We start from the raw sequence: 23,754 nt of genomic DNA, 5'->3' as shown, positions 1-23,754 counted from the left end.
CCTGTTTGTTATTTTTGTTCAGGGAGCCGTTTTTACTCAAGAGGGCTGCTTTCGTTCACAAGGGGGGCCTGGGCCGGATTTAAGGCGGGTTCGGCCTCTGCCTGCGCTTTTTGCCAGTATCTTAGCTGGGCGCGACTGGTGAGGGCGAGTTTGCCTTGGTGGCCGTTATGCTGACAGCTGAGGCGAATCCCCTGAGCCAATAGCTCTTCCTTGAGACGCGCGCGCTCCTCTGGAGTGGCCTTGGGAGCTTGGTCCACAAAGCGCACGCGGCACATGCCACAATGACCGCCACCGCCGCACTGACTGGCGATCCGATTTCGGTCGTGATTGAGGTTATCCAGCAGATTACCTGGCGCCAGAATGATGTTTTCAAGTAGCTCTCCGTCAGGGGAGAGTAGCGTCAATTTACTCTCCTTCTTGCTTGCGCGGCTAATTAGCTGCCAGCTGATATAGTCGCCTGCGGCAAGTTTACGTACCAGTACCCAGGTGCCGCTGAGCCCGAGTAGCAGGGCGGCGAAGGCAATCAGCCGGGTGGCGAGATGATTGAAGCTCACGCCATTGTCGGGGTAATAGTCGATAAAATGCAGCATGAAGAGTAGCTGCTTTAATTCTGAGCCTAAATTCTCATGGGCCTTGACCTGGCCGCTCTGACCATCGATGAAGATCTGCGTGTGGCGCTCATCATGTGTGTCGATGCGGTAGAAGGCCGGATTGCCCCCATAGCGCTGCGCCGCTGCCTCATCGAGTATCGGCTCGGAAAAGATCGCCTCTCCCCGGTAACTCTGCTTGGCAAGTCGCGTCAATTGCTCCCTATTGAGATTTACCGCCTCGCCGGTATCGGCCCAAAAGGCGTGGTTCCCGCTGCTTGTCTTGATGCGATAGATGGGGCGACCGAGCAGTGTATTGAGCTCGACCCGTTTAAGGTCTATCTGCTTGGTGCCACTGCCAGTGAGCTGCGCCGTTATCTCGGCAAGCGTCACTTGGGGGGAAATCAACTGGGCCTTTTCGGGCTTGGCTCGCAGGGCGTTGGCATCTAGCAATGGATCGTCGATCAGGTTAAATGCCAGGCCGGTCAGAGTCCAGATGATCAGCTGAGCGCCGACGATGAGTGCCAGGATGCGATGTAAGCTTCTCGCGTTAATCATGCTAAGTCTCATGCTGGCTCCTCCTTGCCCCGTTTAAAGGCAATGAGCAGTAGCAGGGCGCCGGAAAGCGCCGTGAGTAGCGCCAGCAGGCTAAAGCCGCTAAGCAATGGATTATGCACATTTTCTCGGGTTTCATAGTCCATGATGTGTAGCATCCACATGACATCGAACAGGCGCCAGAAGTCGTGGCGCTTGGTGACCAACTCACCGCTACTGGCCGAGATATAGAGGCGTGAGTCGAAGGCATCGTTTAGGTTTATCTGCCACAGAGGCAGGTGTCGCCCGCCGACTTCGGCTGGTGTCGATTCGGTTAACAGCTCAGCGCTGGCGCCGGATAAGTTGCCAGGGTAGAGGCGGGCGGCGATCTTCATGGCCGCCTGCTGGCTTAATGGTTCAAGCGGCTCACCATCTCGTCCCGAGAGGTACAGGGGCTTACCTGTTAGATTGAGTTTATAGACGGGGCCGAGCGCGGTAGGCAGCAGCTCTAGCCTGGTTGCCTCGGGATAACGCGAGAGGATCGTCTCGGGTGATATGGTTAGCTGACTGGCATCTAACGTGAGTCTGGAATCATCGACGAGATGATCGCCATGGATATAGTCGATATCCATCAGCACCATGTAGAGACCGGAAATTAACCAGATGAGCAGTTGTGCCCCGAGAAAGAGGGTCAACCATTTGTGTGATTTTCGAAGCCAGCGGCCTTGTTTAGGAGTCAGCATAATTTTGTGTTTTTATTGGCCATCATAGGGATCAAGCGGTGTTTGAGCAAGCCATAATGGGTCTGAGTCCAATCGTTTAGGGTCGAACAGGCATACACGTTTCATCAGCCCAGACGGATCTTGGCGATCATGGCCTTAATTTGGGACGGCGATCCACTTATCGATCCACTAAAGCCTGTAGGTCCTCCACTTCTGTTTGTTTTTTCAACATATTTGTCCTCGAAATTCCCACAAATCTCCCCTGGATTGACTGTAGTTACAAATTTACAAACTGGCTGCTAACCCGCTTGAATACTGGCTTTATAAATGGTTGCATCCCTTGACAATGCTTGCACACTATCTCTAAACTTAGCATTTGTGGGAAATTGTGGATATTTGTGGATCTATTAACCAAAAAAACAAGGACGAGCTAACGTGTTTCGTGGAGCGAGTGCTATTAATCTTGACGCCAAAGGCCGGATCGCGATCCCCAAGCGATACCGCGAAAGCCTGCACGTCGAATTTAATAGCCAGCTGGTGATCACGGTCGATTTCGATGCCGCCTGTTTACTCATCTATCCACTCGAGGCTTGGAAACAGATAGAAGCCAAGCTGTTATTGCTGTCAGATACCCAGGGACCCGAGCGCGCCATGAAGCGCTTGCTACTCGGTTATGCCCATGAGTGCGAGTTAGATAGCAATGGTCGCATTTTACTTCCCCCACCGCTACGTCAATACGCCAACCTGGAAAAGCATGCGATGCTGGTAGGCCAGTTGAACAAGTTTGAGCTGTGGGATGAGGCGGCCTGGCAGCAACAGATTGAACTTAGCCGTGAAACGATTCAAAGCGATGCCTTTGCCAACAGCGAGCGTTTGGCGGACTTCTCTTTGTGATAAGAGAATAACCATAAGTTAAAGAAGAGAGCGATGACTCAAGAATTTGCGCATTTATCCGTGCTGCTGACGGAAACGGTAGCCGGACTCAACATCAAGCCAGAGGGCATCTATATCGATGGCACCTTCGGCCGCGGCGGACACTCGCGCGAAGTGCTCAAGCAACTTGGCCCCAATGGCCGCCTGGTTGCCATAGATCGCGATCCTCAGGCGATCGCTGCCGCAGAGCAATTTGCCGATGATGCGCGTTTCTCTATCGTTCACGGTGGATTTGGCCAGTTGGCCCAATATGTCGACGATCTGGGCCTGAGAGGCAAGATCGACGGCATACTGTTCGATTTCGGTGTCTCTTCGCCGCAACTCGACGATGCCGAGCGCGGCTTTAGCTTCCTGCGCGACGGTCCGCTGGACATGCGCATGGATAACTCCCAGGGGGAGACAGCCGCCGAGTGGCTGGCACGCGCCGAGATAGAAGATATGGCCTGGGTATTTAAGACCTATGGCGAGGAGAAGAACGCTCGCCATATTGCCCGCTGCATCGCCGCCGACAGAGACAAGACGCCTTTCCTGCGTACCAAGGAGCTGGCGGATCTGATCGCCCGTGTGAGCAAGAGCAAGGAGCGCAACAAGCATCCGGCCACCCGCGTATTTCAGGCGATCCGTATCTATATCAACAGCGAGCTGGAGCAGATCGATCAGGCGCTGGAAGGCGCGGTGACCGTGTTGGCTCCGCATGGACGCCTGTCGGTGATCAGCTTTCATTCGCTGGAAGATCGTATGGTGAAGCGCTTCATTCGCCGCCATAGCCAAGGTGAGTCGGTACCCCACGGGTTACCGCTGACCGAGGCCGAAATAAATAAGACACGATTACTCAAGGCCGTGGGTAAGGCGATTAAGCCATCGGCCGAAGAAATTGACCGTAATGCCAGGGCGCGTAGCTCAGTGTTGCGGGTTGCCGAGCGATTAGAGTACTAATCCCGTCGAGCAGACGTGAGAGACTAGGGGAACGCTAGTGAGTAAGTCACAACTTAACCTGACTCGTATCGTATTACTCGATCTTTGGCATCACAAGTGGGTGCTTTTGATGGCTTTTATTGTGATCGCGAATGCCGTTCTGGTGGTTTACACCAGCCATTCCAGTCGCAAATACACCAGCCAGTGGGATCAGTTGCTGCAAGAGCGCGACCGCTTGGATATCGAATGGCGCAACCTGTTGCTGGAAGAGCAGTCGCAGTCGGAACACAGTCGGGTGACACGGATTGCCACGAAAGAGCTGGACATGAAGCGGCCGTTACCCAATGAAGAAGTGGTGGTGAGAGTACCATGAGCAAGCAGGCGAAACGTAAACAGAAACCACAGCTGATCCACTGGCGTCTCTACGTCGTGGTCGGTTTCGTGTGTCTGCTGTTTACCAGCCTGGTGGGTCGCGCTGCCTATATTCAGATCATCGAGCCGGAAAAGCTGCGTCACGAGAGTGACATGCGCACCCTGCGCACCACGAGTAACGAGGTGCATCGCGGCATGATCACCGATCGCAACGGTGAGATGCTGGCGGTCAGTGTGCCGGTCAAGGCAGTGTATGCCGATCCTAAGGTGGTGCATGATCGCAACGGTTTCGCCGATATGCGTCGCTGGCAGGCGCTGGCCGATGTGCTGCACGAGCCCAAGGAGGAGATCCTGGCGCGGGTGCAGTCTAACCCCAAGAAACGTTTTACCTACCTCAAGCGTCAAGTCACCCCGGCGGTGGCCGAGTATATCAAGCAGCTTAAGCTGCCCGGCGTCTATCTTAAGGCGGAGTCACGTCGCTACTATCCTACTAGTGAGATCAGCGCGCAGTTGGTGGGCCTGACCAATATCGACGACGTGGGTATTGAGGGGATCGAGAACACCTATAACGACTGGCTCACCGGTACGCCGACCAAACACAAGGTGCGTAAATCCCGTGACGGCCATGTCGTCGAGCGCCTGGATACGGTGCAAACCGGCGAAAGCTCTAACGATCTGGTGCTGAGTATCGATCAGCGTATCCAGCAGCTGGCCTATCGCGAGATTAAGCGTGCCACAGAGATCAACCAGGCCACCTCGGCCTCAATCGTGGTGCTGGACGTGCATACGGGCGAGGTGTTGGCCATGGCAAACACCCCAAGCTATAACCCCAACTCCCGCGATAACCTGCAAAGCTATCGTATGCGTAACCGTGCCCTGACCGACGCCTATGAGCCGGGATCCACCATTAAGCCCTTTGTGGTTGCCGCGGCGCTCGAGGCGGGTACCATCAAGGAAGATCAGATCTTCAAGACGCATCCGGGCCGCGTGCGTATCGGCGGCAAGATAGTGCGTGACGGCCGTAACTACGGCGATATGTCCCTGGGTGATGTATTGGTGCATTCCAGTAACGTGGGGATGACGCAGATCGCCCTGTCGATGCCGGTACAGGAGCTGCTGGGTTACTACCAGGCCATGGGACTGGGTAACTATTCGGGCATCAACCTGCCAGGTGAGAGTGCCGGTCTCATCCATGATCGTCGTCGTTGGTCCGATTTCGAGCGGGCCACTTTGTCGTTTGGTTATGCCCTGACGGTGACACCGCTGCAGATCGCCCGCATGTACGCCATGCTGGGCAGTGGTGGTGTGTTGTATCCCTCTTCGATTCTCAAGCTTAAGAAGGCGCCCGAGGGGGATCAGGTGATCTCGCCCGAGGTGGCTCGCAGCGTGATGCAGATGCTGATCGGTGTCACCGAGCCTGGCGGTACCGCCAAGAAGGCCCATATCGACGGCTATCCGGTTGCGGGGAAGACGGGTACCGCCCGTAAGGCCGTGGCCGGTGGCTATGGCGAAGATTATGTCGCCCTGTTTGCTGGGGTCGCGCCTGTGCACAATCCAAGACTCGCCATGGTTGTGGTGGTCAATGAGCCTAAGGGCGATCGTTATTATGGCGGCGATGTGGCCGCTCCCGTGTTTGCCAAAGTGATGTCAGGGGCACTACAGATGTTAAATGTTGAGCCGATCAGTGCTCGAGAAAAAGTTCAATTGGCCGGTAATGTCAGGAGGGGCGAATAATGCAGCTGTGCGATCTCCTTGCCCCCTGGTTTCACTACGCCGGCGGTGATTCACTCAGTCATCTGACGCTGGATAGTCGAGAGATAGGCCAAGGCAGCGTGTTTGTTGCCGTGCCGGGCCACAGCGTCGATGGACGGGACTTTGTCGATGCCGCCCTTTCACAGGGAGCCGTGGCGGCGCTGATTCATACCGACGATCCGGCGCTGCATGGCAAGGTGAGTCAAGAAAACGGCCTAAGGATCTACTTTTTTCAGCTGCAACGGCAGCTGTCGGCACTCGCCTCCCAACTCTATGTGCTGGGGCGGGACAGAATCAAGCTGATCGGCGTGACGGGCACCAATGGTAAGACATCGGTGACCCAACTGATCGCTCAGCTGAGCCAAGGTTTGAGCCAGCCGAGCGCCGTCATGGGCACCCTGGGCAACGGCATGTGGGGTCAGCTGGTCGATAGCGGCAACACCACGGCCGACCCGATCACTGTGATGCGTCAGCTCAACGAATTTGACCAACAGGGCGCGGCTGTCTGTGCCATGGAGGTCTCCAGTCATGGCCTGGTGCAGGGACGCGTCGATGCCGTGCCCTTTGACGTGGCCGTGTTTACTAACCTAAGCCGGGATCACCTGGATTATCATGGCTCTATGGATGCCTATGGCGCAGCCAAGCAGCGCCTGTTTAGATTCAGCTCCCTAAGCCATGGTTTGATAAACCTAGATGATCCCGTGGGGCGTCAGTGGATACAGGATAAACGCTGCAAGGGCTTGGTGGGCTTTAGCATTCAGGGCCAGGAAGACGCCTCTATCTATACCAAAGCGGTGAAGCAGCATAGCCAGGGCGTCAGCGCGACCCTAGTCTGGCCCGAGGGCGAGGCGAAGATCGACTCGCCTCTGCTGGGTATCTTCAACCTGTCTAACTTAGTCGCGGCCTTGGGGGCTCTTTACCTGAGCGGCTACGCCATGGCGCAGCTGTTGACTCAGGTGTCCAGCCTCAAACCTGTGGCGGGACGCATGGAGCGTTTTACCACGCCAGAAGGCGTCACCCTGGTGGTGGATTACGCCCACACGCCGGACGCCATAGAGCAGGCGCTGCGAGCGCTGCGTGGCCACTGCCGCGGCAAGCTGTGGTGCGTCTTTGGCTGTGGTGGCGACCGTGATAAGGGCAAGCGTCCCCTGATGGCCCGCGCCGCCGAAGACAACGCCGATTGCGTCATGGTCACCAGCGATAATGCACGTAGCGAAGATCCCATGGTGATCATCAATGATGTGCTGGCCGGTCTAAACAAGCCGCAGGTAGCCTTGACTCAAGTCGATAGACAAAAGGCGATCCGCGAGGTGGTGACCCTGGCATCCAGCGGCGATCTAATTTTGCTGGCCGGCAAGGGCCATGAGACCTATCAGGAGATCGCCGGCAAACGCCTGGATTATGATGAACGTGCCCTAGCGGCAGCCATTGCGAGGGGCGGCAAATGATTCCACTGCGACTGTCAGAATTAGCCAAGGTGCTCGGTGCCCGACATGTTGGCGACGATCTTAGCGTCAGCAAGGTCTCTAGCGATAGCCGTGTGGTGGACTCTCAAACCCTGTTCGTCGCCCTCAAGGGTGAGCGTTTCGATGCCCATGATTTTGCCAGCAAGGCGGTGGCTGATGGCGCCAGCGCCCTACTGGTCGAGCGTGAGCTGCCGATCGCGGCGCCTCAGCTTGTTGTCACCAACAGCCAGAAGGCCATGGGCCAGATAGGTGCCTATGTGAAGCAGTGTGTCGCGCCTAAGAGCGTGGCCCTCACCGGCTCCAATGGCAAGACCAGCGTGAAGGAGATGGTGGCGACCATATTGTCGACCCAGCATCAGGTGCTTTATACCGCAGGCAACTTCAACAACGAAGTGGGCGTGCCTTTAACCCTGCTGCGTCTCGAGCCGCAACACGAATACGGGGTGTTCGAATTAGGCGCCAATCATCTCGGTGAGATTAATTACACTTCATCTTTAGTGCAACCCGATGTGGCGATGGTTAATAATGTCGCCTCGGCGCATCTCGAGGGATTTGGCTCGCTGGAAGGCGTGGCTAAGGCCAAGTCGGAGATCTTCCTCCACCTGGCTAAGGATGGTGTCGCCGTGATCAATGCCGACGACGCATTTGCCGATGTGATGCGCCGCGCGGCCGCTAGCCATACCCAGTTGAGTTTTTCTTCCCAAGGGAATCCAGCAGATGTCAGCGCCGACGAGCTCAGAGCTGATGCCTTGGGCTGTTATCGCTTTTGGCTCAGTTACCGAGGCGAGCGGCGTCAGGTCAGCCTGCCGCTGTCTGGTCGTCATCAGGTGAGCAATGCCCTGGCGGCAACCAGCATCTGTCTGGCGCTGGGATTGTCACTGGATGAGATAGTTCAAGGACTGATGCAGCTGCAACCCGTGAAGGGCCGTATGCAGCCGACCCGTCTGGGACGCTTCTTGCTGATTGACGATACCTATAACGCCAATCCGGCCTCTGTGGGGGCGGCAATCGACTGGCTTCAAGAAATTGAAGGAAATCGCTGTTTAGTGCTGGGCGATTTAGGCGAATTAGGTGACAATGCGTCCCTTTTACATCGGCAGCTGGGCGAGAAGGCCAAGCAGCAGGGGATCGATGCCTTGTATTCACTGGGAGAGTTGAGTCGGGCGAGTAGCGAGGCTTTCGCCGGCAAGCACTTCACCGACTTAGATGCATTGGTTGTTGATTTAGTTAGTTATTTTAACCAGTTAACCGGCAAGGTGACTGTGTTAGTTAAGGGGTCTCGAAGCGCCAAGATGGAGCGGGTTGTCGAGGCCCTCATTGCCGCCTTTGAGCGCAAGGAGTTGTTTTAATGCTGGTTTATCTGGCTGATTATCTAACCCAGTTTTATTCTGGGTTTAACGTTTTCTCTTATGTGACCTTCAGGGCTATCCTGGGGCTGTTGACCGCCATGGTGTTTAGCCTGTGGTGGGGGCCTAAGATGATCGAGCGTCTGCAACTGCTGCAGATAGGTCAGGTGGTCCGCAACGAAGGGCCCGAGTCGCATTTTGCCAAGCGCGGCACGCCAACCATGGGCGGCCTGTTGATCTTGGCTGGCGTCTTCATCAGCGTGTTGCTGTGGGGCGACTTGGGTAGCCGCTATGTGTGGGTCATGCTCTTCGTGCTGGGCGCCTTTGGCCTGATCGGCTTTATCGACGATTACCGCAAGGTGGTGCGCAAGGACACCAAGGGGCTTATTGCGCGCTGGAAGTATATCTTGCAGTCCCTGGCGGCTCTGGCGATCGCCTTCTATCTGTATGCCTCGGCGGGCAGTGAAGGTGAGACCCAACTGGTGCTGCCCTTCTTCAAAGATGTGATGCCGCAGCTGGGTGCCTTCTTCATTCTGCTGGCCTACTTCACCATTGTCGGCTCGAGCAACGCGGTGAACCTGACCGACGGTCTGGATGGTCTGGCTATTATGCCTACCGTGATGGTTGCGGCGGCCTTTGCGCTGATTGCCTATCTGTCGGGCCATGTGCAGTTTGCTAACTATCTGCATATTCCTTATCTGCCAGGCTCGGGTGAGCTGGTGATCGTCTGCACCGCCATCGTCGGCGCAGGCTTAGGTTTCTTGTGGTTCAACACCTATCCGGCTCAGGTCTTCATGGGCGACGTGGGGTCGCTGTCTCTGGGCGCGGCGCTGGGCACCATCGCCGTGTTAGTGCGTCAGGAGATCTTACTGGTGATCATGGGCGGCGTATTTGTGATGGAGACAGTTTCTGTGATCCTGCAGGTCGGCTCATATAAGCTGCGCGGTCAACGTATCTTCAGGATGGCGCCTATTCATCACCACTACGAGCTGAAAGGTTGGCCTGAGCCTAGAGTGATCGTGCGTTTCTGGATCATCTCCCTCTTCCTGGTGTTGCTAGGCCTAGCAACCTTAAAGTTAAGGTAATACGCCATGGCGAGTCAGTACACGCACATAGTATTAGGATTGGGGGCCACAGGGCTCTCGGTGGTGCGTTATCTCATTAAGCAGGGGATCACGCCACTGGTGATGGACAGCCGCGAGAATCCGCCGGGTCGCGAGACCCTGAGTCAGGAGTTTCCCGAGGTGCTACTGCTCACCGGCGGTTTCGATTGTCGCTACCTGGTGCAGGCCAGTCAGATAGTCGTTAGCCCAGGCATCCCGCTGGATACCGCCGAGGTGCGCGCGGCAGTGGACATGGGGATAGATATCGTCGGCGATGTCGAGCTATTTGCCAGAGCCTTGCAGGGCCGTGAGCCCTGCGTCATAGGCATTACCGGCTCTAACGGCAAGTCGACCGTGACCACGCTCGTGGGTGAGATGGCGGCTAAGGCGGGCATCAAGGTGGCCGTGGGCGGCAATATCGGTGTGCCTGTGCTGGATCTGCTCGAGGGTGATAATGAGCTGTTCGTGCTTGAGCTGTCGAGTTTTCAGCTTGAGACCACGGCTAGCCTCAACTGCATCAGTGCCACCTGTCTGAACATCAGCGAAGATCATATGGACAGGTATTCGGATCTCGAGAGCTATCGTCAGGCCAAGCTGCGTCTGTATGACCAGACCAAGCTGGCTATCTTCAATCGTGACGATCTGCTGACCCGCCCCAACGAGCCGATGAACCAGAACAGTTTCGGCCTCTCTCTTCCCGAGGGCGACGAGTGGGGTGTTAACCATGGCATCTTAGTGCATGGCTCCACCGAATATGTCGCCGCCGATCAGGTCGTGCTGGTAGGTAGTCACAATCAGGCCAACTTGCTGGTTGCCATGGCGTTGGCCGATAGCGCCGGTGTGGAGAAGGCGGCCATGGTCGAGGTGGCAAAACAGTTTAAGGGGCTGGCACATCGCTGCGAACTGGTGGGCAAACACCTGGGCGTGAGTTATGTGAACGACTCCAAGGCGACCAATGTGGGCGCGACCATAGCGGCCCTGCAGGGGCTGAGTGAGCATCAGGGGCAGATTATTTTAATCGCCGGCGGTGACGGTAAGGGCGCCGACTTCTCGGCGCTGCGCAGTGTGCTGCTGGATGTGGCTCAGGTGATCACCCTGGGCAAGGATGGCGACAGGATCGCCGAGCAGTTTGATGGCGCCATTCGCGTGGAGTCGATGCAAGAGGCGGTGACTCAGGCGGCCAGCTTGGCCAAGCCTGGCGACCTCGTGTTGCTGTCACCGGCCTGCGCCAGTTTGGATATGTACGCCAACTTCATGGCCAGGGGCGATGATTTTCGCGCCCAGGTGGCCGCGTTGGCCCAAGAGGTGATGCATGCGTAGCGACGAGCGTCAACTAAGCCTGTTTGGTAGCTCCCTTAGCTGGTCGCTGCCGAACCTGTTTAGTCAACGCGAGGCGCCGGGCATGCAGCTCTATGATAGAGCCCTGCTGTTTGCGGTCATCTCTCTGATAAGTTTCGGCTTCATCATGGTGATGTCGGCCTCTATGCCTGAGGCCACGAGTCTGACGGGGAATCCTTACCACTTCGTGTGGCGCCATGTGGCCTACCTGGTGGGCTGCGCCCTGATTGCCGCCGTGGTGTTGCAGATAGAGATGCATAGCTGGCAGCAGCTGAGCCCGATCATGCTGCTGGTCGTGGGCATCATGTTGGTGGCAGTGCCGATCGTCGGGACCACGGTAAACGGCGCGACCCGCTGGTTGTCGGTTGGCCCTATTCGTATTCAGGTCGCCGAGTTGGCCAAATTTGTCTTTGCCGTGTATATGGCTGGCTATCTGGTGCGTCGTCATCAGGAGGTACGGGAAAACGCCAAGGGTTTCTATAAGCCGATTGCCGTGTTTGCCGTGTATGCCTTCCTGATCCTGCTGCAGCCGGATCTCGGCACTGTGGTGGTGCTGTTTGTCGGCACTGTGGGCCTGTTGTTTTTAGCCGGTGCAAGATTGCTCGACTTCTTTGCGCTGATCTTGACCGGGGCCATGGCCTTCGTCGGCCTGGTATTGCTGGAGCCTTACCGTATGCGACGGGTGACCTCGTTTCTGGATCCCTGGCAGGATCCCTTCGGTAGCGGTTATCAGCTTACCCAATCGCTGATGGCCTATGGCCGCGGCGACTGGTTAGGGCAGGGCTTGGGTAACAGTATTCAGAAACTGGAATACCTGCCCGAGGCCCACACAGATTTTATCTTCGCCGTGATCGGTGAAGAGCTTGGCTTTCTCGGCATTATTGCCGTGTTGTCGGTTTTGCTGTTTGTCGCCCTGAGGGCGATTAAGCTGGGCAACTTGTGTCTGCTCGGTGACAGGGCATTCGAGGGCTATCTGGCCTATGCCATCGGCATCTGGATCTGTTTCCAGACCGTGGTCAACGTAGGCGCCAGCATAGGCATGTTGCCGACTAAAGGTTTGACCCTGCCCTTTATCAGCTACGGTGGTAGTAGCCTGTGGGTGATGACGGCGGCGGCAATGATATTGATCCGTATCGATCATGAGAGAAGATTAAGCCTGATTCAGGCGGTACAAGGCAAGGTGAAGTAGATGGCGCTAGAGAAACGTATTTTGATCATGGCAGGCGGCACGGGTGGACACGTGTTCCCGGCGCTAGCCGTGGCCAAAGCGTTAGCCAAACAGGGCTGGCAGGTACGCTGGCTGGGCACCGCCGATCGTATGGAGGCGTGGCTGGTGCCTCAACATGGTTTCGATATCGATTTCATCGATATCAAGGGGGTGCGTGGCAACGGCCTTATCCGTAAGCTCGCGGCGCCCTTTAAGATCTTGCGTTCCATCATGCAGGCGCGTGAGGTGATAAAAGAGTTTAAACCCGATGTGGTGCTCGGCATGGGCGGTTTTGCCAGCGGCCCGGGTGGGGTTGCCGCCAAGCTGAGCGGCATCCCTCTGGTGCTACATGAGCAAAACGCCATCCCAGGCATGACCAACAAGTTGTTGTCGCGCATCGCTACCCGTGTGCTGTGCGCCTTTGAAAACACCTTCGAGAGCAGTGCCGAGGTGGTGGGCAACCCGATCCGCAGCGAGCTGATAGCTCTGGGACGTAGCGAGCAGACAAGTGTTCAAGACGATGCGCTGCGGGTCTTGGTGGTCGGCGGTAGTTTGGGGGCCAAGGTATTTAATGACCTGATGCCAAGCGTGACGGCTGCGGTGGCGCAGCACCATTCGATGACGGTATGGCATCAGGTGGGCAAGGGCAATCAGGCGCAGGTGGAGGCGGAATACCTGCAACTGGGGCAATCCGGCAGCGTCAAGGTGGCCGAGTTTATCGATGATATGGAAGCGGCCTATCGTTGGGCCGACGTGATTCTGTGCCGGGCTGGCGCCCTGACTGTGTCAGAGGTGGCGGCGGTAGGTTTACCGAGTCTTCTGGTGCCTTATCCCCATGCGGTAGACGATCACCAGACCAAGAATGCCCAGGTCTTGGTAGAAGCGGGCGGCGCATTTTTGCTGCCACAGACAGTATTAGATAGTGAAAAATTGATCAGCAAGTTGCAGATCTTGGCATCAGACCGTAAGGCCCTCATCGAGATGGGGCAGCTGGCCAAGAGTGTTGCTGTGTTAGATGCCACAGAGCGGGTCGCCGATGTGTGTATCGCGCTGGCAAGTAAGGAAAAAGATGATTAGAACCGAAGAGAAGTACGCCCAATTAAGAACCATCATTCCAGAGATGCGTCGCGTCAAGCGGATTCACTTTGTGGGGATCGGCGGCGCGGGTATGGGCGGTATTGCCGAGGTATTGGTAAACGAAGGTTATCGTCTTAGTGGTTCCGACATCGCCGAGAACGCCGTGACGGCGCGTCTTAAACGACTCGGCGCGGCGATCTTCATCGGTCACCATGCCGATCAGGTGGAAGGTGCCGATGTGGTGGTGGTTTCCACGGCTATCGATGCCAGTAACCCAGAAATTTTAGCGGCCCAGGAGCGACGCATCCCCATAGTTCGCCGGGCAGAGATGTTGGCCGAGCTGATGCGTTATCGTCACGGTGTGGCGGTGGCCGGTACTCACGGCAAGACGACCACGACCAGCCTTATCGCCAGCGTCTATGGTCAGGCCGAGCGGGATCCTACCTTCGTGATCGGCGGCCTGCTTAACAGTGCCGGTACCAATGCCCGCCTGGGTAAGAGCCGCTACCTAATCGCCGAGGCGGACGAGAGCGATGCCAGCTTCCTGCATCTGCAGCCCATGGTGAGTGTGGTGACCAACATAGAAGCCGACCACATGGATACCTATGGGGGGGATTTCGAGAAGCTGAAATCCACCTTTGTCGATTTTCTGCATAACCTGCCGTTTTACGGTGTGGCCGTGGCCTGTATCGATGATCCTGTGGTGAGAGAGATACTGCCACGCATCGGTCGTAAGGTCGTGACCTATGGTTTCAGCGATGATGCCGATGTGCAGGCGCTTAACTTCGAGCAGCAGGGCTACAGTTCACGCTTTACGGTGCGCCGTGAAGGCATGACGGATCTGGAGCTGCGGGTTAACCTGCCGGGTCGTCACAATGTGCTGAACGCCCTGGCCGCGATTGCCGTGGCGACAGAAGATGAGATTGAAGATGAGGCGATCATCCGTGCCCTGGATGAGTTTCAGGGCATAGGTCGTCGTTTCCAGCAGCTGGGTGAATTTACCACGGCCGCGGGCGAGGTGATGCTGGTCGATGACTATGGTCATCACCCTAGCGAGGTGGCGGCAACCATTAAGGCGGCACGTTCCGGCTGGCCAGACAAACGTCTAGTGATGATCTATCAGCCCCACAGATATAGCCGCACCCGAGATCTCTATGATGATTTTGTCGAGGTGTTGGCCCAGGTAGATTGCCTGCTGTTACTCGATGTCTATAGTGCCGGAGAGGCGCCTGTGCCGGGGGCGGATAGTCGTGCCCTGTGCCGCTCGATTCGTCAGCGTGGCCAGATAGATCCTATCTTCGTGGCCGAACCTGAGCAGCTGCAGACCATTCTGCCTGGTGTGTTGCAAGAGGGCGATCTGCTGCTGACCCAAGGGGCCGGCAATATCGGCGCGGTGAGTCGTCAACTGGCCGATGCCGGGTTGCAGTTTGAGTCGGAAAACCAATGAGGTTGAGGGCATCTTGCCCTGGCCTCGATGAAGCTTTTGACGCTAGAGGTGAGGTAGTTATAATGGCCGGTTCCTTACGACTGCCCTCTGGTAGTAAGTTGATTGATTTTTATACATTAAATGATGCGTTAGGGCGATAAGCAGTGTCCTTAAGAGAGCTAGGTAGCCGTTGGAAAAGTAGGTTGGGACAGGTCGATTGGTACCTGTGTTTCGGCTTGATTTTTCTTTTCCTGGTGCTGTGTGGCTTGTCGATGGGAGGCTGGAAGCTACACCTGGTGTTGAACGATGCCGATGCCCTGCCTATCGAGGCGGTGGCGATAAAGGGTGACAGGCAGTTTACCAGCGATGCCGAGATACGCAGTGCGCTGCAGGATCTGATGCAGAGAAGCTTCTTCTCGGCGGATGTGAACCAGGTGCAGCAGGCGCTGGAGAATCTGCCCTGGGTCTACCACGCCTCGGTACGGCGCGAGTGGCCTGCCAAGTTAAAGGTGTATCTGGTGGAGCAGACGCCGGTTGCCCACTGGAACGAGACAGATTGGCTCAATGAGCAGGGGCAGGTGTTTAAGGCGCCGCTGCGTGAGGGCATAGGCCAGTTACCCAAACTGGTCGGCCCGGAAGACCAGGCGAAGTCAGTGTTGACTAACTATCGCCAGGTAAGTGAATTATTGAAGATCAACGGGTTCGATTTGGCCCGTTTAGAGTTAAGCCCCAGACATGCCTGGCTAGCCGTGCTGGCCAACGGCATAGAGTTGAAGCTGGGAAGGGAAGATAAGATGGCAAGGGTGCAGCGCTTTATCCATGTGTATCCCACATTGGCGAAACAGGATAAGCCCGTTGCCCGAGTCGATTTGCGCTACGATACCGGATTGGCCGTAGGTTGGGATGAAGCACAAGATGAGAGCCGTTAATTAATGACCAAGAATCAAGATAGAAATCTGATCGTTGGATTAGACATAGGAACGTCCAAAGTTGCTGTGATCATCGGTGAGGTATTACCCGATGGCGAGATCAGTGTGGTCGGCCTCGGCAGTCACCCCTCCCGTGGTATGGATAAGGGCGGGGTGAACGATCTCGACTCTATCGTGCGTAGTGTGCAGCGTGCACTGGATCAGGCCGAGTTGATGGCCGACTGCCAGGTAGCCTCGGTCTACCTGGGGATCTCGGGCAAGCATATCCAGTGTCAGAACGAAAACGGCATGGTGTCGATTAACGACGAAGAGGTAACTCAGGAAGACGTGGACAACGTCATCCATACCGCCCGCTCGGTGAAGATCCCGACGGAGCGTCGTATTCTGCACGTCTTGCCACAAGAGTACGCCATCGATGTTCAGGACGGAATCCGCAGCCCTATAGGTATGTCGGGGATGCGTATGGAAGCCAAGGTGCATATCGTTACCTGCGCCAATGATATGGCCAAGAACATTACCAAGAGCGTCGAGCGTTGCGGCCTGAAGGTAGATGACCTGGTGTTCTCGGCGATCGCCTCGGCAGATGCCGTGCTCACCGATGATGAGAAAGATCTGGGTGTCTGTCTGGTAGATATGGGTGGTGGCACCACAGATATCACTATCTACACCAATGGCGCCCTGCGTCACTGTGCCGTGGTGCCTGTGGCGGGTAATCAGGTAACCAGCGATATCGCCAAGATCTTCCGCACGCCGTTGTCACACGCCGAGCAGATTAAGGTGCAGTACGCCAGCGCCAGAAGCGCCATGGTGAGCCGCGAAGACAGCATAGAGGTGCCATCTGTGGGTGGACGTCCGTCGCGTACCATGTCGCGCCATACCCTGGCCGAGGTAGTCGAGCCAAGGTATCAGGAGCTGTTCGAGCTGGTGCGTAAAGAGTTACGCGACTGCGGCCTGGAAGATCAGGTTGCCGCCGGTATCGTACTCACGGGCGGTACCGCATCGATTGAAGGGGCGGTAGATGTCGCCGAGGCGACCTTCGGCATGCCGGTTAGGGTGGCCGAGCCGTTGCCGGTGAAAGGATTATTTGAATATGTGAACCAGCCCATCTACTCCACGGGTGTTGGGTTGTTACATTATGGTGCAAGACGAGTGCTCGAGCGACAGTTCGAGCGCCCAGAGCGCCAAGGGGTGACCAGTCTTTGGAATCGGGTCCAGAGCTGGTTTAAGGGTGAGTTTTAAGGTTAATAACGCAGACTAAAACGGAGAAAATACCATGTTTGAGATCATGGATAGTCATTCCGATGAGGCGGTGATCAAGGTCATCGGCGTCGGTGGCGGTGGTGGTAACGCCGTCGAGCATATGGTGAAACACAATATCGAGGGTGTTGAGTTCGTTGCAACCAATACCGATGCCCAGGCGCTACGCAAATCGGCGGCGGGCACCACCATTCAGTTGGGTCGTGATGTCACCAAGGGCCTTGGCGCAGGCGCCAACCCAGAAATCGGTCGTCTGGCGGCCGAAGAAGACAGAGAGAACATCCGCAGCGCGATTAAGGGCTCGGACATGATCTTTATCGCCGCCGGTATGGGTGGTGGTACGGGTACAGGTGCCGCACCTGTCGTGGCCGAGATCGCTCGCGAAGAGGGGATCCTCACCGTTGCCGTGGTGACCAAGCCTTTCCCATTCGAAGGCAAGAAGCGTATGTCCTATGCCGACCAAGGCATCGAGATGCTGGCCAAGCATGTGGACTCGCTGATCACCATTCCAAACGAGAAGCTGCTCAAGGTCCTGGGCCGTGGCACCTCATTGCTCGACGCCTTCGCAGCGGCGAACAACGTGTTGCTTGGTGCGGTACAAGGTATCGCCGAGCTGATCACCCGTCCGGGTCTGATTAACGTCGACTTTGCCGACGTTAAGACTGTGATGTCTGAGATGGGCAATGCCATGATGGGTACAGGTGTGGCGAGCGGTGAAGATCGCGCCGAAGAAGCCGCCGAAGCTGCCGTGGCCAGCCCGCTGCTGGAAGATATCGACTTGGCTGGTGCCCGTGGCGTATTGGTGAACATCACAGCCGGTATGGACATGAGCATCGAAGAGTTCGAGACAGTGGGTAACCATGTTAAGGCTTATGCATCAGACAATGCGACTGTGGTTGTGGGTGCGGTTATCGACCCAGAGATGAGCGATGAGCTGCGTGTAACGGTTGTGGCAACCGGTATCGGCGCCGAGAAGAAGCCTGATATTCAATTGGTTTCTAAGCCTGCGCCACGCCCTGAGCCTGCGCCAGCACCTGAGGTCAAGATTGAACTTCCAGTGGAAGAAGCTGTCCCACAGGCAATGGGAGCGGGCAATGTTGTGCAGGTGGCACAACCTGCTGCGGCTGCCGCGCCTAAGAGTGACCTTGATTACTTAGATATACCGGCATTTTTGCGTAAGCAAGCTGACTAGTCTTCGGGTAGGAGCGTGCTAGTCGGCGCCATATACCAGGATGTGGTACGACGAATTTCGTCGGTAAAATTTTGGTGAATTGGCAAAGATATGCTAGCATGTCCGACCTGCTGCGCCCTTGTGCGCCGCTTTGCTGTGCAGAAATAAACGCTTTTTTGTTGTGATATAACGGGTAACTAAATGATTTTTCAAAGAACTGTTAAAGAAATGGTTAAGACCACCGGTGTCGGATTGCATTCCGGTAACAAGGTGACTTTGACGATCAAACCCGCGCCAGTTAATACAGGGATCGTGTTGGTACGTACCGACTTGACGCCAAGCGTGGCCATTGCCGCCAAGGCGGATCAAGTGCGTGAGACGACCATGTGTACGGCGCTTGTGAATGACGAAGGTGTTCGTATCTCGACCATTGAGCATCTGTTTGCCGCACTGGCAGGTTTAGGCATAGACAACGCGACAATCGAAGTCGATGCCCCTGAGATCCCTATTATGGATGGCAGCGCCAGCCCTTGGGTTTTCCTGCTGCAATCTGTCGGCATTCAGGAGCAAACCGCAGCAAAGAAATATCTAAGAATCAAGCGCCCCGTGCGTGTTGAAGACGGTGATAAGTGGGCCGAACTGCGTCCATTTAAGGGCTTTAGAGTCGATTTTGCGATCGATTTTAACCACCCTGAGATCGCCAGAAGTCAGCAGCACATGGTGATGGATTTTTCCTCTTCTGCCTTCGTGCGTGATATCAGCCGTGCCAGAACCTTCGGGTTTATGCGCGACATCGAATATCTGCGCGCCAACAACCTGGCGTTAGGTGGCAGCATGGAAAACGCCGTTGTGCTTGATGAATATCGCGTTCTCAACCCCGATGGTCTGCGTTATGAGGACGAGTTTGTTAAGCACAAAATTCTCGATGCGTTCGGTGATCTCTATGTCGCCGGTCATGCTATCGTCGGTGAATTCCGTGCGTTTAAGACAGGGCATGCGCTGAACAATCAGCTGGTTCGTGCCCTGTTAGCCGAGCAAGATGCTTGGGAATTGGTAAGCTTCGAGAAAGAAGAAGAGGTACCAGTCAGTTTCGCCGTACCAGCCGGTGCGGTAATGGCGTAACGCCTATTTGGATTGCCTTGAACGGCTGGCTAAAGCAGCCAGCCGTTTTAGTTTTTGGCCTAGGGAACCTTCTATATGCTCGGCCAAGGCGTCGATATGCGCCGCAGCGGTTTCGCTTATCTGGTTGTGAGCCTGCTTTGATTTTGTCTCATACATTTTCAGGCTTGGGTTGACTTTAACCTCGATAGCGGACAGCATGGGGAGCGTTTCGGCTTGTAACTGTTGCAAAAGCTTGGGTTTTTGAAAGTTTATTCTCGCAGCCCATGCGGCGGTACTGGTTTCGATAACGAGCACACCTTGACGGAAGTTGGCGACTTTTAGTTGTTCCGTGACAGGACCTGTGATCACCTGTTTTACATGATGATCCAGATGAAGCAGTAGTTCTGCTTTTTCGGCGATAGAGGGCAATTGACCCTGCTGAAGCAGTAATTGACTGAGGTCCTGCGGGGGCTTTTTCATAACATAATAAAATGGCTTAATGAGGCTATGAGTGTAACAGTTTTTATTCAAGGTCGGAATGGTGCGACGCGCTGGCAGCCGGGTAAGCGTTGGCTATTATTACCGGTTTTGCTTATCGCCGCAGGCACTGGCTTATATCAGCATAACGCCAAACAAATTCAGCAACAGCAGGCCAGCGTCGATAACGAACGTGTCGCTCGTGAAGAGCAGAAGAACGAGCTTATCGAACTCAAAGGCGCGACCGAATCGCAACTGGCGATCTTGGTTACCCATGTGGCAAAGATGCAGGCTAAGGTGGCTCGTCTCGAGGCCTTGGGTCAGCAAGTTGCAAAAGATTACAAACTCGAAGATCAATTCGATTTCTCTTCTGAAGTCGGTGTTGGCGGCCTGAGCGAACTGGGCAGTAACATCGAACTCGATCAGCTTATCCAGGACATGGATAGGCTAGTGTCACGAATAGATAACAATAATGTTCAATTATCACTACTTGAAACGGTGACATCTAATCTCCATATAGATGAAGAACGTTATATCTCGGGGCGTCCCATCCAGAAAGGTTGGTTATCTTCGCCCTACGGTTTACGCAATGATCCCTTTAACGGCCGCAGAACCATGCACAAAGGCATAGACTTTGCCGGCAAAGAGGGAGCCGATGTTGTCGCCACCGCGGGCGGCGTCGTAACATGGGCAGGCAATATGTTTGGTTATGGTGAGTTGGTCGAGATAGATCATGGTAATGGTCTGCGAACTCGCTATGGACACAATAAGTCTTTGTCAGTAGCTGTAGGTGATGTGGTCGCAAAAGGCGAAAGTATTGCCAAAATGGGGAGTACGGGTCGTTCGACCGGTCCCCATGTGCATTATGAAGTGTTGCGTGGTGGACAGCAGATAGATCCTAAGAAGTATGTCTACCGCAAGGCAGGTTAAACTAAAATAGGCTTTTAGACTCGACAGGGACTTAGCCAACAACATAAAAGTGGTTCAGATGTTTGGTAAATTACTGACAAAAATATTTGGTAGTCGTAACGATCGCACCCTAAAAACTCTCGGTAAGATTGTCACAAAGATTAATGCCCTCGAAGCGGATTTTGAGAAGTTATCCGACGAGGAACTCAAGGCCAAGACGGCCGAGTTTAAGGAGCGATTGGAATCGGGCCAGACGCTGGACGATGTCATGCCAGAAGCCTTTGCCGTGGTACGCGAAGCCTCTAAGCGTGTGTTTGAGATGCGCCACTTCGACGTGCAGCTGCTTGGTGGTATGGTGCTCGACAGTAACCGCATCGCCGAGATGCGTACCGGTGAAGGTAAGACGCTGACCGCAACACTCCCCGCCTATTTGAACGCCTTGACCGGCAAAGGGGTTCACGTGATCACTGTGAACGACTACCTTGCCCGTCGCGATGCGGAAAACAACCGTCCCCTATTTGAGTTTCTGGGCATGACTGTCGGCGTGAATATCGCCGGTATGGGTCAGGCCGAGAAGAAGATGGCCTACGCGTCAGATATTACCTATGGTACTAACAACGAGTTTGGCTTCGATTACCTGCGTGACAACATGGCGTTCTCGCCAAACGAGCGCGTGCAACGTCCACTGCATTATGCACTGATCGATGAGGTCGACTCGATTCTGATCGATGAGGCGCGTACGCCACTGATCATCTCGGGCGCCGCCGAAGACAGCTCTGAGCTGTATATCAAGATCAACACTCTTATCCCTCACCTTATCCGTCAGGAGAAGGAAGATACCGAGGAAGAGATCGGCGATGGCGATTACTCTATCGATGAGAAGGCCAAGCAGGTCCACATGACAGAGCGTGGTCAGGAGAAAGTTGAAGTTCTGCTGACCGAGCGCGGTATGCTGGCCGAGGGTGACTCACTCTATTCGGCAACTAACATCTCGTTGCTGCACCATGTTAACGCGGCGCTACGTGCTCATACCCTATTTGAAAAAGATGTTGACTACATAGTTCAAGACAACGAAGTGATCATCGTCGATGAACATACGGGTCGTACTATGCCGGGTCGTCGTTGGTCAGAAGGTCTGCACCAGGCGGTAGAAGCCAAAGAAGGGGTTCATATTCAAAATGAAAACCAGACGCTGGCGTCTATCACCTTCCAGAACTTCTTCCGTCAGTATGAAAAGCTGGCCGGTATGACGGGTACCGCCGATACCGAAGCGTTCGAATTCCAACACATCTATGGTCTGGATACCGTGGTGATCCCGACTAACCGTCCTATGGTGCGTAAAGATCACGCGGATCTTGTCTATCTGACGGCGGAAGAGAAATACGATGCCATCATTAAAGACATCATAGATTGTCGTGATCGTGGCCAACCAGTATTGGTAGGTACTGTATCTATCGAACAGTCTGAACTGCTTCATAGCCTGCTGAAGAAGGCTAAGATCCCTCACGAGGTACTTAATGCTAAGTTCCACGAGCGCGAAGCGGAGATCGTTGCTCAGGCGGGCCGCAGTGGTGCAGTAACCATCGCAACTAACATGGCCGGTCGTGGTACCGATATCGTGTTAGGTGGTAACTGGAACATGGAGATCGACGCGCTCGACAATCCAACCGCCGAACATAAGGCTAAGATTAAGGCCGATTGGCAAGTGCGACACGACGAAGTGGTTGCCGCAGGCGGTCTGCATATCCTAGGTACCGAGCGTCATGAGTCGCGTCGTATCGATAACCAGCTTCGTGGCCGTTCAGGTCGTCAGGGTGATGCCGGTTCATCACGCTTCTATCTGTCGATGGAAGACAGCCTGATGCGTATTTTCGCCTCTGAGCGTGTTTCATCTATGATGAAGAAGCTTGGTATGGAGAAAGGCGAGGCTATCGAGCACCCTTGGGTATCACGTGCTATCGAGAATGCCCAGCGTAAGGTTGAGGCACGTAACTTCGATATTCGTAAGCAGCTGCTTGAATTCGATGACGTGGCAAACGATCAGCGTCAGGTAGTCTATGCCCAGCGTAACGAGTTGATGGATGCCGAGAGTATTCAAGACACTATCGTTAATATCCAGGCTGATGTGGTTAACGGTCTCATTGATCAGTACATTCCACCACAGTCTGTCGAAGAGCTATGGGATGTTGCCGGCCTCGAGACGCGTCTCGAGCAAGAGTACGCCCTAAGAATGCCTGTCCAGGAGTGGTTGGATAAGGAAGACGATCTACACGAAGAGACGCTACGTGAGCGTATCGTCGAGATGTGGGTGAAGGCATATAAGGCAAAAGAAGAGATGGTTGGCGCTCAGGTGCTACGTCAGTTCGAGAAAGCCGTCATGCTGCAAACGTTAGATGGTCTCTGGAAAGAGCATCTGGCGGCAATGGATCATCTGCGTCAGGGCATCCACCTGCGTGGCTATGCGCAGAAGAATCCTAAGCAGGAATATAAGCGTGAGTCGTTCGAGCTATTCCAGCAGATGTTGGAATCTTTGAAGCATGATGTGATCAGCATTCTCTCTAAGGTACAGGTTCAGGCTCAGTCTGATGTCGAAGAGATGGAAGAGCGTCGTCGCCAGGAAGAAGCTAAGATGCGTCGCGACTATCAGCACGCAGAAGCGGAAGCCCTCGTCGGTGCAGAAGAGGCACAAGCCTTGGCCGCGACTCAGCCTGTAGTACGTGAAGGTGAGAAGGTTGGCCGTAACGATCCTTGTCCTTGTGGTTCGGGTCGCAAGTATAAGCAGTGCCACGGCAAGTTAAGCTAATAGTATAGTAAGTGGTTAGCTGAACTTAGCCATGCATATTAAAAAGCCATCCTAAGGATGGCTTTTTTGATCCCCTAAATCCGTTGCCTTTAAGGTGAAGATGGCGCCTAAATAGCGACATTTGTGGATAACTTTGGGGGTAAATGGTGTGTATGATGTGACTATCTAAAAAGATCGAAAAAAGTCTGATTTTTCTTAAAAAACCACTTGCGCCCAAATCAGAACTGCCTATAATGCGCATCCACTGACACGGCAAAGCAGATAACGCGGCGTCGAAACACTTGGTAGCTAAGGCGATAGGGTGGTCAGTCACTGAAAAGTGAAGCCTC

General features: G+C 54.9%; 21 protein-coding genes. 17 read left to right on the top strand and 4 right to left on the bottom strand.

Annotated features, from left to right (window positions below):
* Positions 1–32: 32 nt before the first annotated feature.
* Positions 33–1,157 (bottom strand): PepSY domain-containing protein, encoded by a 1,125-nt coding sequence (locus L2731_RS15510; protein WP_249254240.1) that lies wholly within the window; start codon positions 1,155–1,157, stop codon positions 33–35.
* A complete protein-coding gene (locus L2731_RS15505) occupies positions 1,154–1,864 on the bottom strand; it encodes a peptidase (RefSeq protein ID WP_249254238.1) in 711 nt (236 codons plus the stop codon). Before L2731_RS15505 ends, L2731_RS15510 begins: the two co-directional genes overlap by 4 nt.
* A gap of 414 nt (positions 1,865–2,278) precedes the next feature.
* Here L2731_RS15505 and mraZ point away from each other — a divergent pair, with 414 nt between their 5' ends.
* The 15 genes from mraZ (at position 2,279) to lpxC (ending at position 19,257) form a co-directional block, all read left to right on the top strand.
* A complete protein-coding gene (mraZ, locus tag L2731_RS15500) occupies positions 2,279–2,737 on the top strand; it encodes a division/cell wall cluster transcriptional repressor MraZ (protein ID WP_033539377.1) in 459 nt (152 codons plus the stop codon).
* A 33-nt stretch (positions 2,738–2,770) separates the two neighbouring features.
* Complete coding sequence (rsmH, locus tag L2731_RS15495) at positions 2,771–3,712, top strand: 16S rRNA (cytosine(1402)-N(4))-methyltransferase RsmH (RefSeq protein ID WP_249254235.1); 942 nt, start codon at positions 2,771–2,773, stop codon at positions 3,710–3,712.
* Between the two features lie 37 nt (positions 3,713–3,749).
* Positions 3,750–4,064 (top strand): cell division protein FtsL, encoded by a 315-nt coding sequence (ftsL, locus tag L2731_RS15490; RefSeq protein ID WP_041509001.1) that lies wholly within the window; start codon positions 3,750–3,752, stop codon positions 4,062–4,064.
* Positions 4,061–5,797 carry a peptidoglycan D,D-transpeptidase FtsI family protein gene (locus L2731_RS15485; protein ID WP_041509002.1) on the top strand — a complete coding sequence of 579 codons (1,737 nt, stop codon included), beginning with the start codon at positions 4,061–4,063 and terminating at the stop codon, positions 5,795–5,797. Before ftsL ends, L2731_RS15485 begins: the two co-directional genes overlap by 4 nt.
* Complete coding sequence (gene murE, locus L2731_RS15480; RefSeq protein ID WP_249254498.1) at positions 5,794–7,263, top strand: UDP-N-acetylmuramoyl-L-alanyl-D-glutamate--2,6-diaminopimelate ligase; 1,470 nt, start codon at positions 5,794–5,796, stop codon at positions 7,261–7,263. The genes L2731_RS15485 and murE overlap by 4 nt, the downstream gene beginning before the upstream one ends.
* The gene (locus L2731_RS15475; RefSeq protein WP_249254226.1) at positions 7,260–8,630 is read left to right on the top strand and encodes a UDP-N-acetylmuramoyl-tripeptide--D-alanyl-D-alanine ligase; all 1,371 of its coding nucleotides are present in this window, start codon (positions 7,260–7,262) and stop codon (positions 8,628–8,630) included. Before murE ends, L2731_RS15475 begins: the two co-directional genes overlap by 4 nt.
* Positions 8,630–9,712, top strand: a complete 1,083-nt coding sequence (gene mraY / locus L2731_RS15470) for a phospho-N-acetylmuramoyl-pentapeptide-transferase (RefSeq protein WP_239853282.1) — start codon at positions 8,630–8,632, stop codon at positions 9,710–9,712. The genes L2731_RS15475 and mraY overlap by 1 nt, the downstream gene beginning before the upstream one ends.
* Before the next feature lie 6 nt (positions 9,713–9,718).
* Positions 9,719–11,050 (top strand): UDP-N-acetylmuramoyl-L-alanine--D-glutamate ligase, encoded by a 1,332-nt coding sequence (gene murD / locus L2731_RS15465; RefSeq protein WP_249254216.1) that lies wholly within the window; start codon positions 9,719–9,721, stop codon positions 11,048–11,050.
* Positions 11,043–12,257 carry a cell division protein FtsW gene (gene ftsW, locus L2731_RS15460; RefSeq protein ID WP_041509007.1) on the top strand — a complete coding sequence of 405 codons (1,215 nt, stop codon included), beginning with the start codon at positions 11,043–11,045 and terminating at the stop codon, positions 12,255–12,257. The genes murD and ftsW overlap by 8 nt, the downstream gene beginning before the upstream one ends.
* On the top strand, positions 12,258–13,352 hold the full coding sequence (gene murG / locus L2731_RS15455; protein ID WP_249254205.1) for an undecaprenyldiphospho-muramoylpentapeptide beta-N-acetylglucosaminyltransferase: 1,095 nt from the start codon (positions 12,258–12,260) through the stop codon (positions 13,350–13,352).
* The gene (murC, locus tag L2731_RS15450) at positions 13,345–14,799 is read left to right on the top strand and encodes a UDP-N-acetylmuramate--L-alanine ligase (RefSeq protein ID WP_249254194.1); all 1,455 of its coding nucleotides are present in this window, start codon (positions 13,345–13,347) and stop codon (positions 14,797–14,799) included. Before murG ends, murC begins: the two co-directional genes overlap by 8 nt.
* A 143-nt stretch (positions 14,800–14,942) precedes the next feature.
* Positions 14,943–15,707 (top strand): cell division protein FtsQ/DivIB, encoded by a 765-nt coding sequence (locus L2731_RS15445; RefSeq protein WP_249254186.1) that lies wholly within the window; start codon positions 14,943–14,945, stop codon positions 15,705–15,707.
* 3 nt (positions 15,708–15,710) lie between these two features.
* Complete coding sequence (ftsA, locus tag L2731_RS15440) at positions 15,711–16,946, top strand: cell division protein FtsA (protein ID WP_011867246.1); 1,236 nt, start codon at positions 15,711–15,713, stop codon at positions 16,944–16,946.
* A 34-nt stretch (positions 16,947–16,980) separates the two neighbouring features.
* Positions 16,981–18,156 carry a cell division protein FtsZ gene (ftsZ, locus tag L2731_RS15435; RefSeq protein ID WP_041509011.1) on the top strand — a complete coding sequence of 392 codons (1,176 nt, stop codon included), beginning with the start codon at positions 16,981–16,983 and terminating at the stop codon, positions 18,154–18,156.
* Between the two features lie 180 nt (positions 18,157–18,336).
* A complete protein-coding gene (gene lpxC / locus L2731_RS15430; protein ID WP_041509012.1) occupies positions 18,337–19,257 on the top strand; it encodes a UDP-3-O-acyl-N-acetylglucosamine deacetylase in 921 nt (306 codons plus the stop codon).
* A gap of 3 nt (positions 19,258–19,260) precedes the next feature.
* Here the strand turns inward: lpxC and L2731_RS15425 are convergent, their stop codons facing one another.
* The gene (locus L2731_RS15425; protein ID WP_041509013.1) at positions 19,261–19,716 is read right to left on the bottom strand and encodes a DUF721 domain-containing protein; all 456 of its coding nucleotides are present in this window, start codon (positions 19,714–19,716) and stop codon (positions 19,261–19,263) included.
* 27 nt (positions 19,717–19,743) lie between these two features.
* Here L2731_RS15425 and L2731_RS15420 point away from each other — a divergent pair, with 27 nt between their 5' ends.
* Together L2731_RS15420 and secA are read left to right on the top strand one after the other, a co-directional pair.
* Positions 19,744–20,643, top strand: coding sequence for a M23 family metallopeptidase (locus L2731_RS15420; RefSeq protein ID WP_041509014.1), 900 nt, complete (start codon positions 19,744–19,746; stop codon positions 20,641–20,643).
* Between the two features lie 58 nt (positions 20,644–20,701).
* Positions 20,702–23,425, top strand: a complete 2,724-nt coding sequence (gene secA / locus L2731_RS15415; RefSeq protein WP_249254166.1) for a preprotein translocase subunit SecA — start codon at positions 20,702–20,704, stop codon at positions 23,423–23,425.
* Between the two features lie 25 nt (positions 23,426–23,450).
* Here the strand turns inward: secA and L2731_RS15410 are convergent.
* The coding region (locus L2731_RS15410; protein WP_249254156.1) for a hypothetical protein at positions 23,451–23,754 on the bottom strand (304 nt) is incomplete at its 5' end.

The organism is Shewanella aquimarina, assembly GCF_023349185.1.
GTDB classification, from domain to species: domain Bacteria; phylum Pseudomonadota; class Gammaproteobacteria; order Enterobacterales; family Shewanellaceae; genus Shewanella; species Shewanella aquimarina.
The sequence above is the reverse complement of the archived record's forward strand: the minus strand, read 5'-3'. Positions and strand labels throughout refer to the sequence as shown.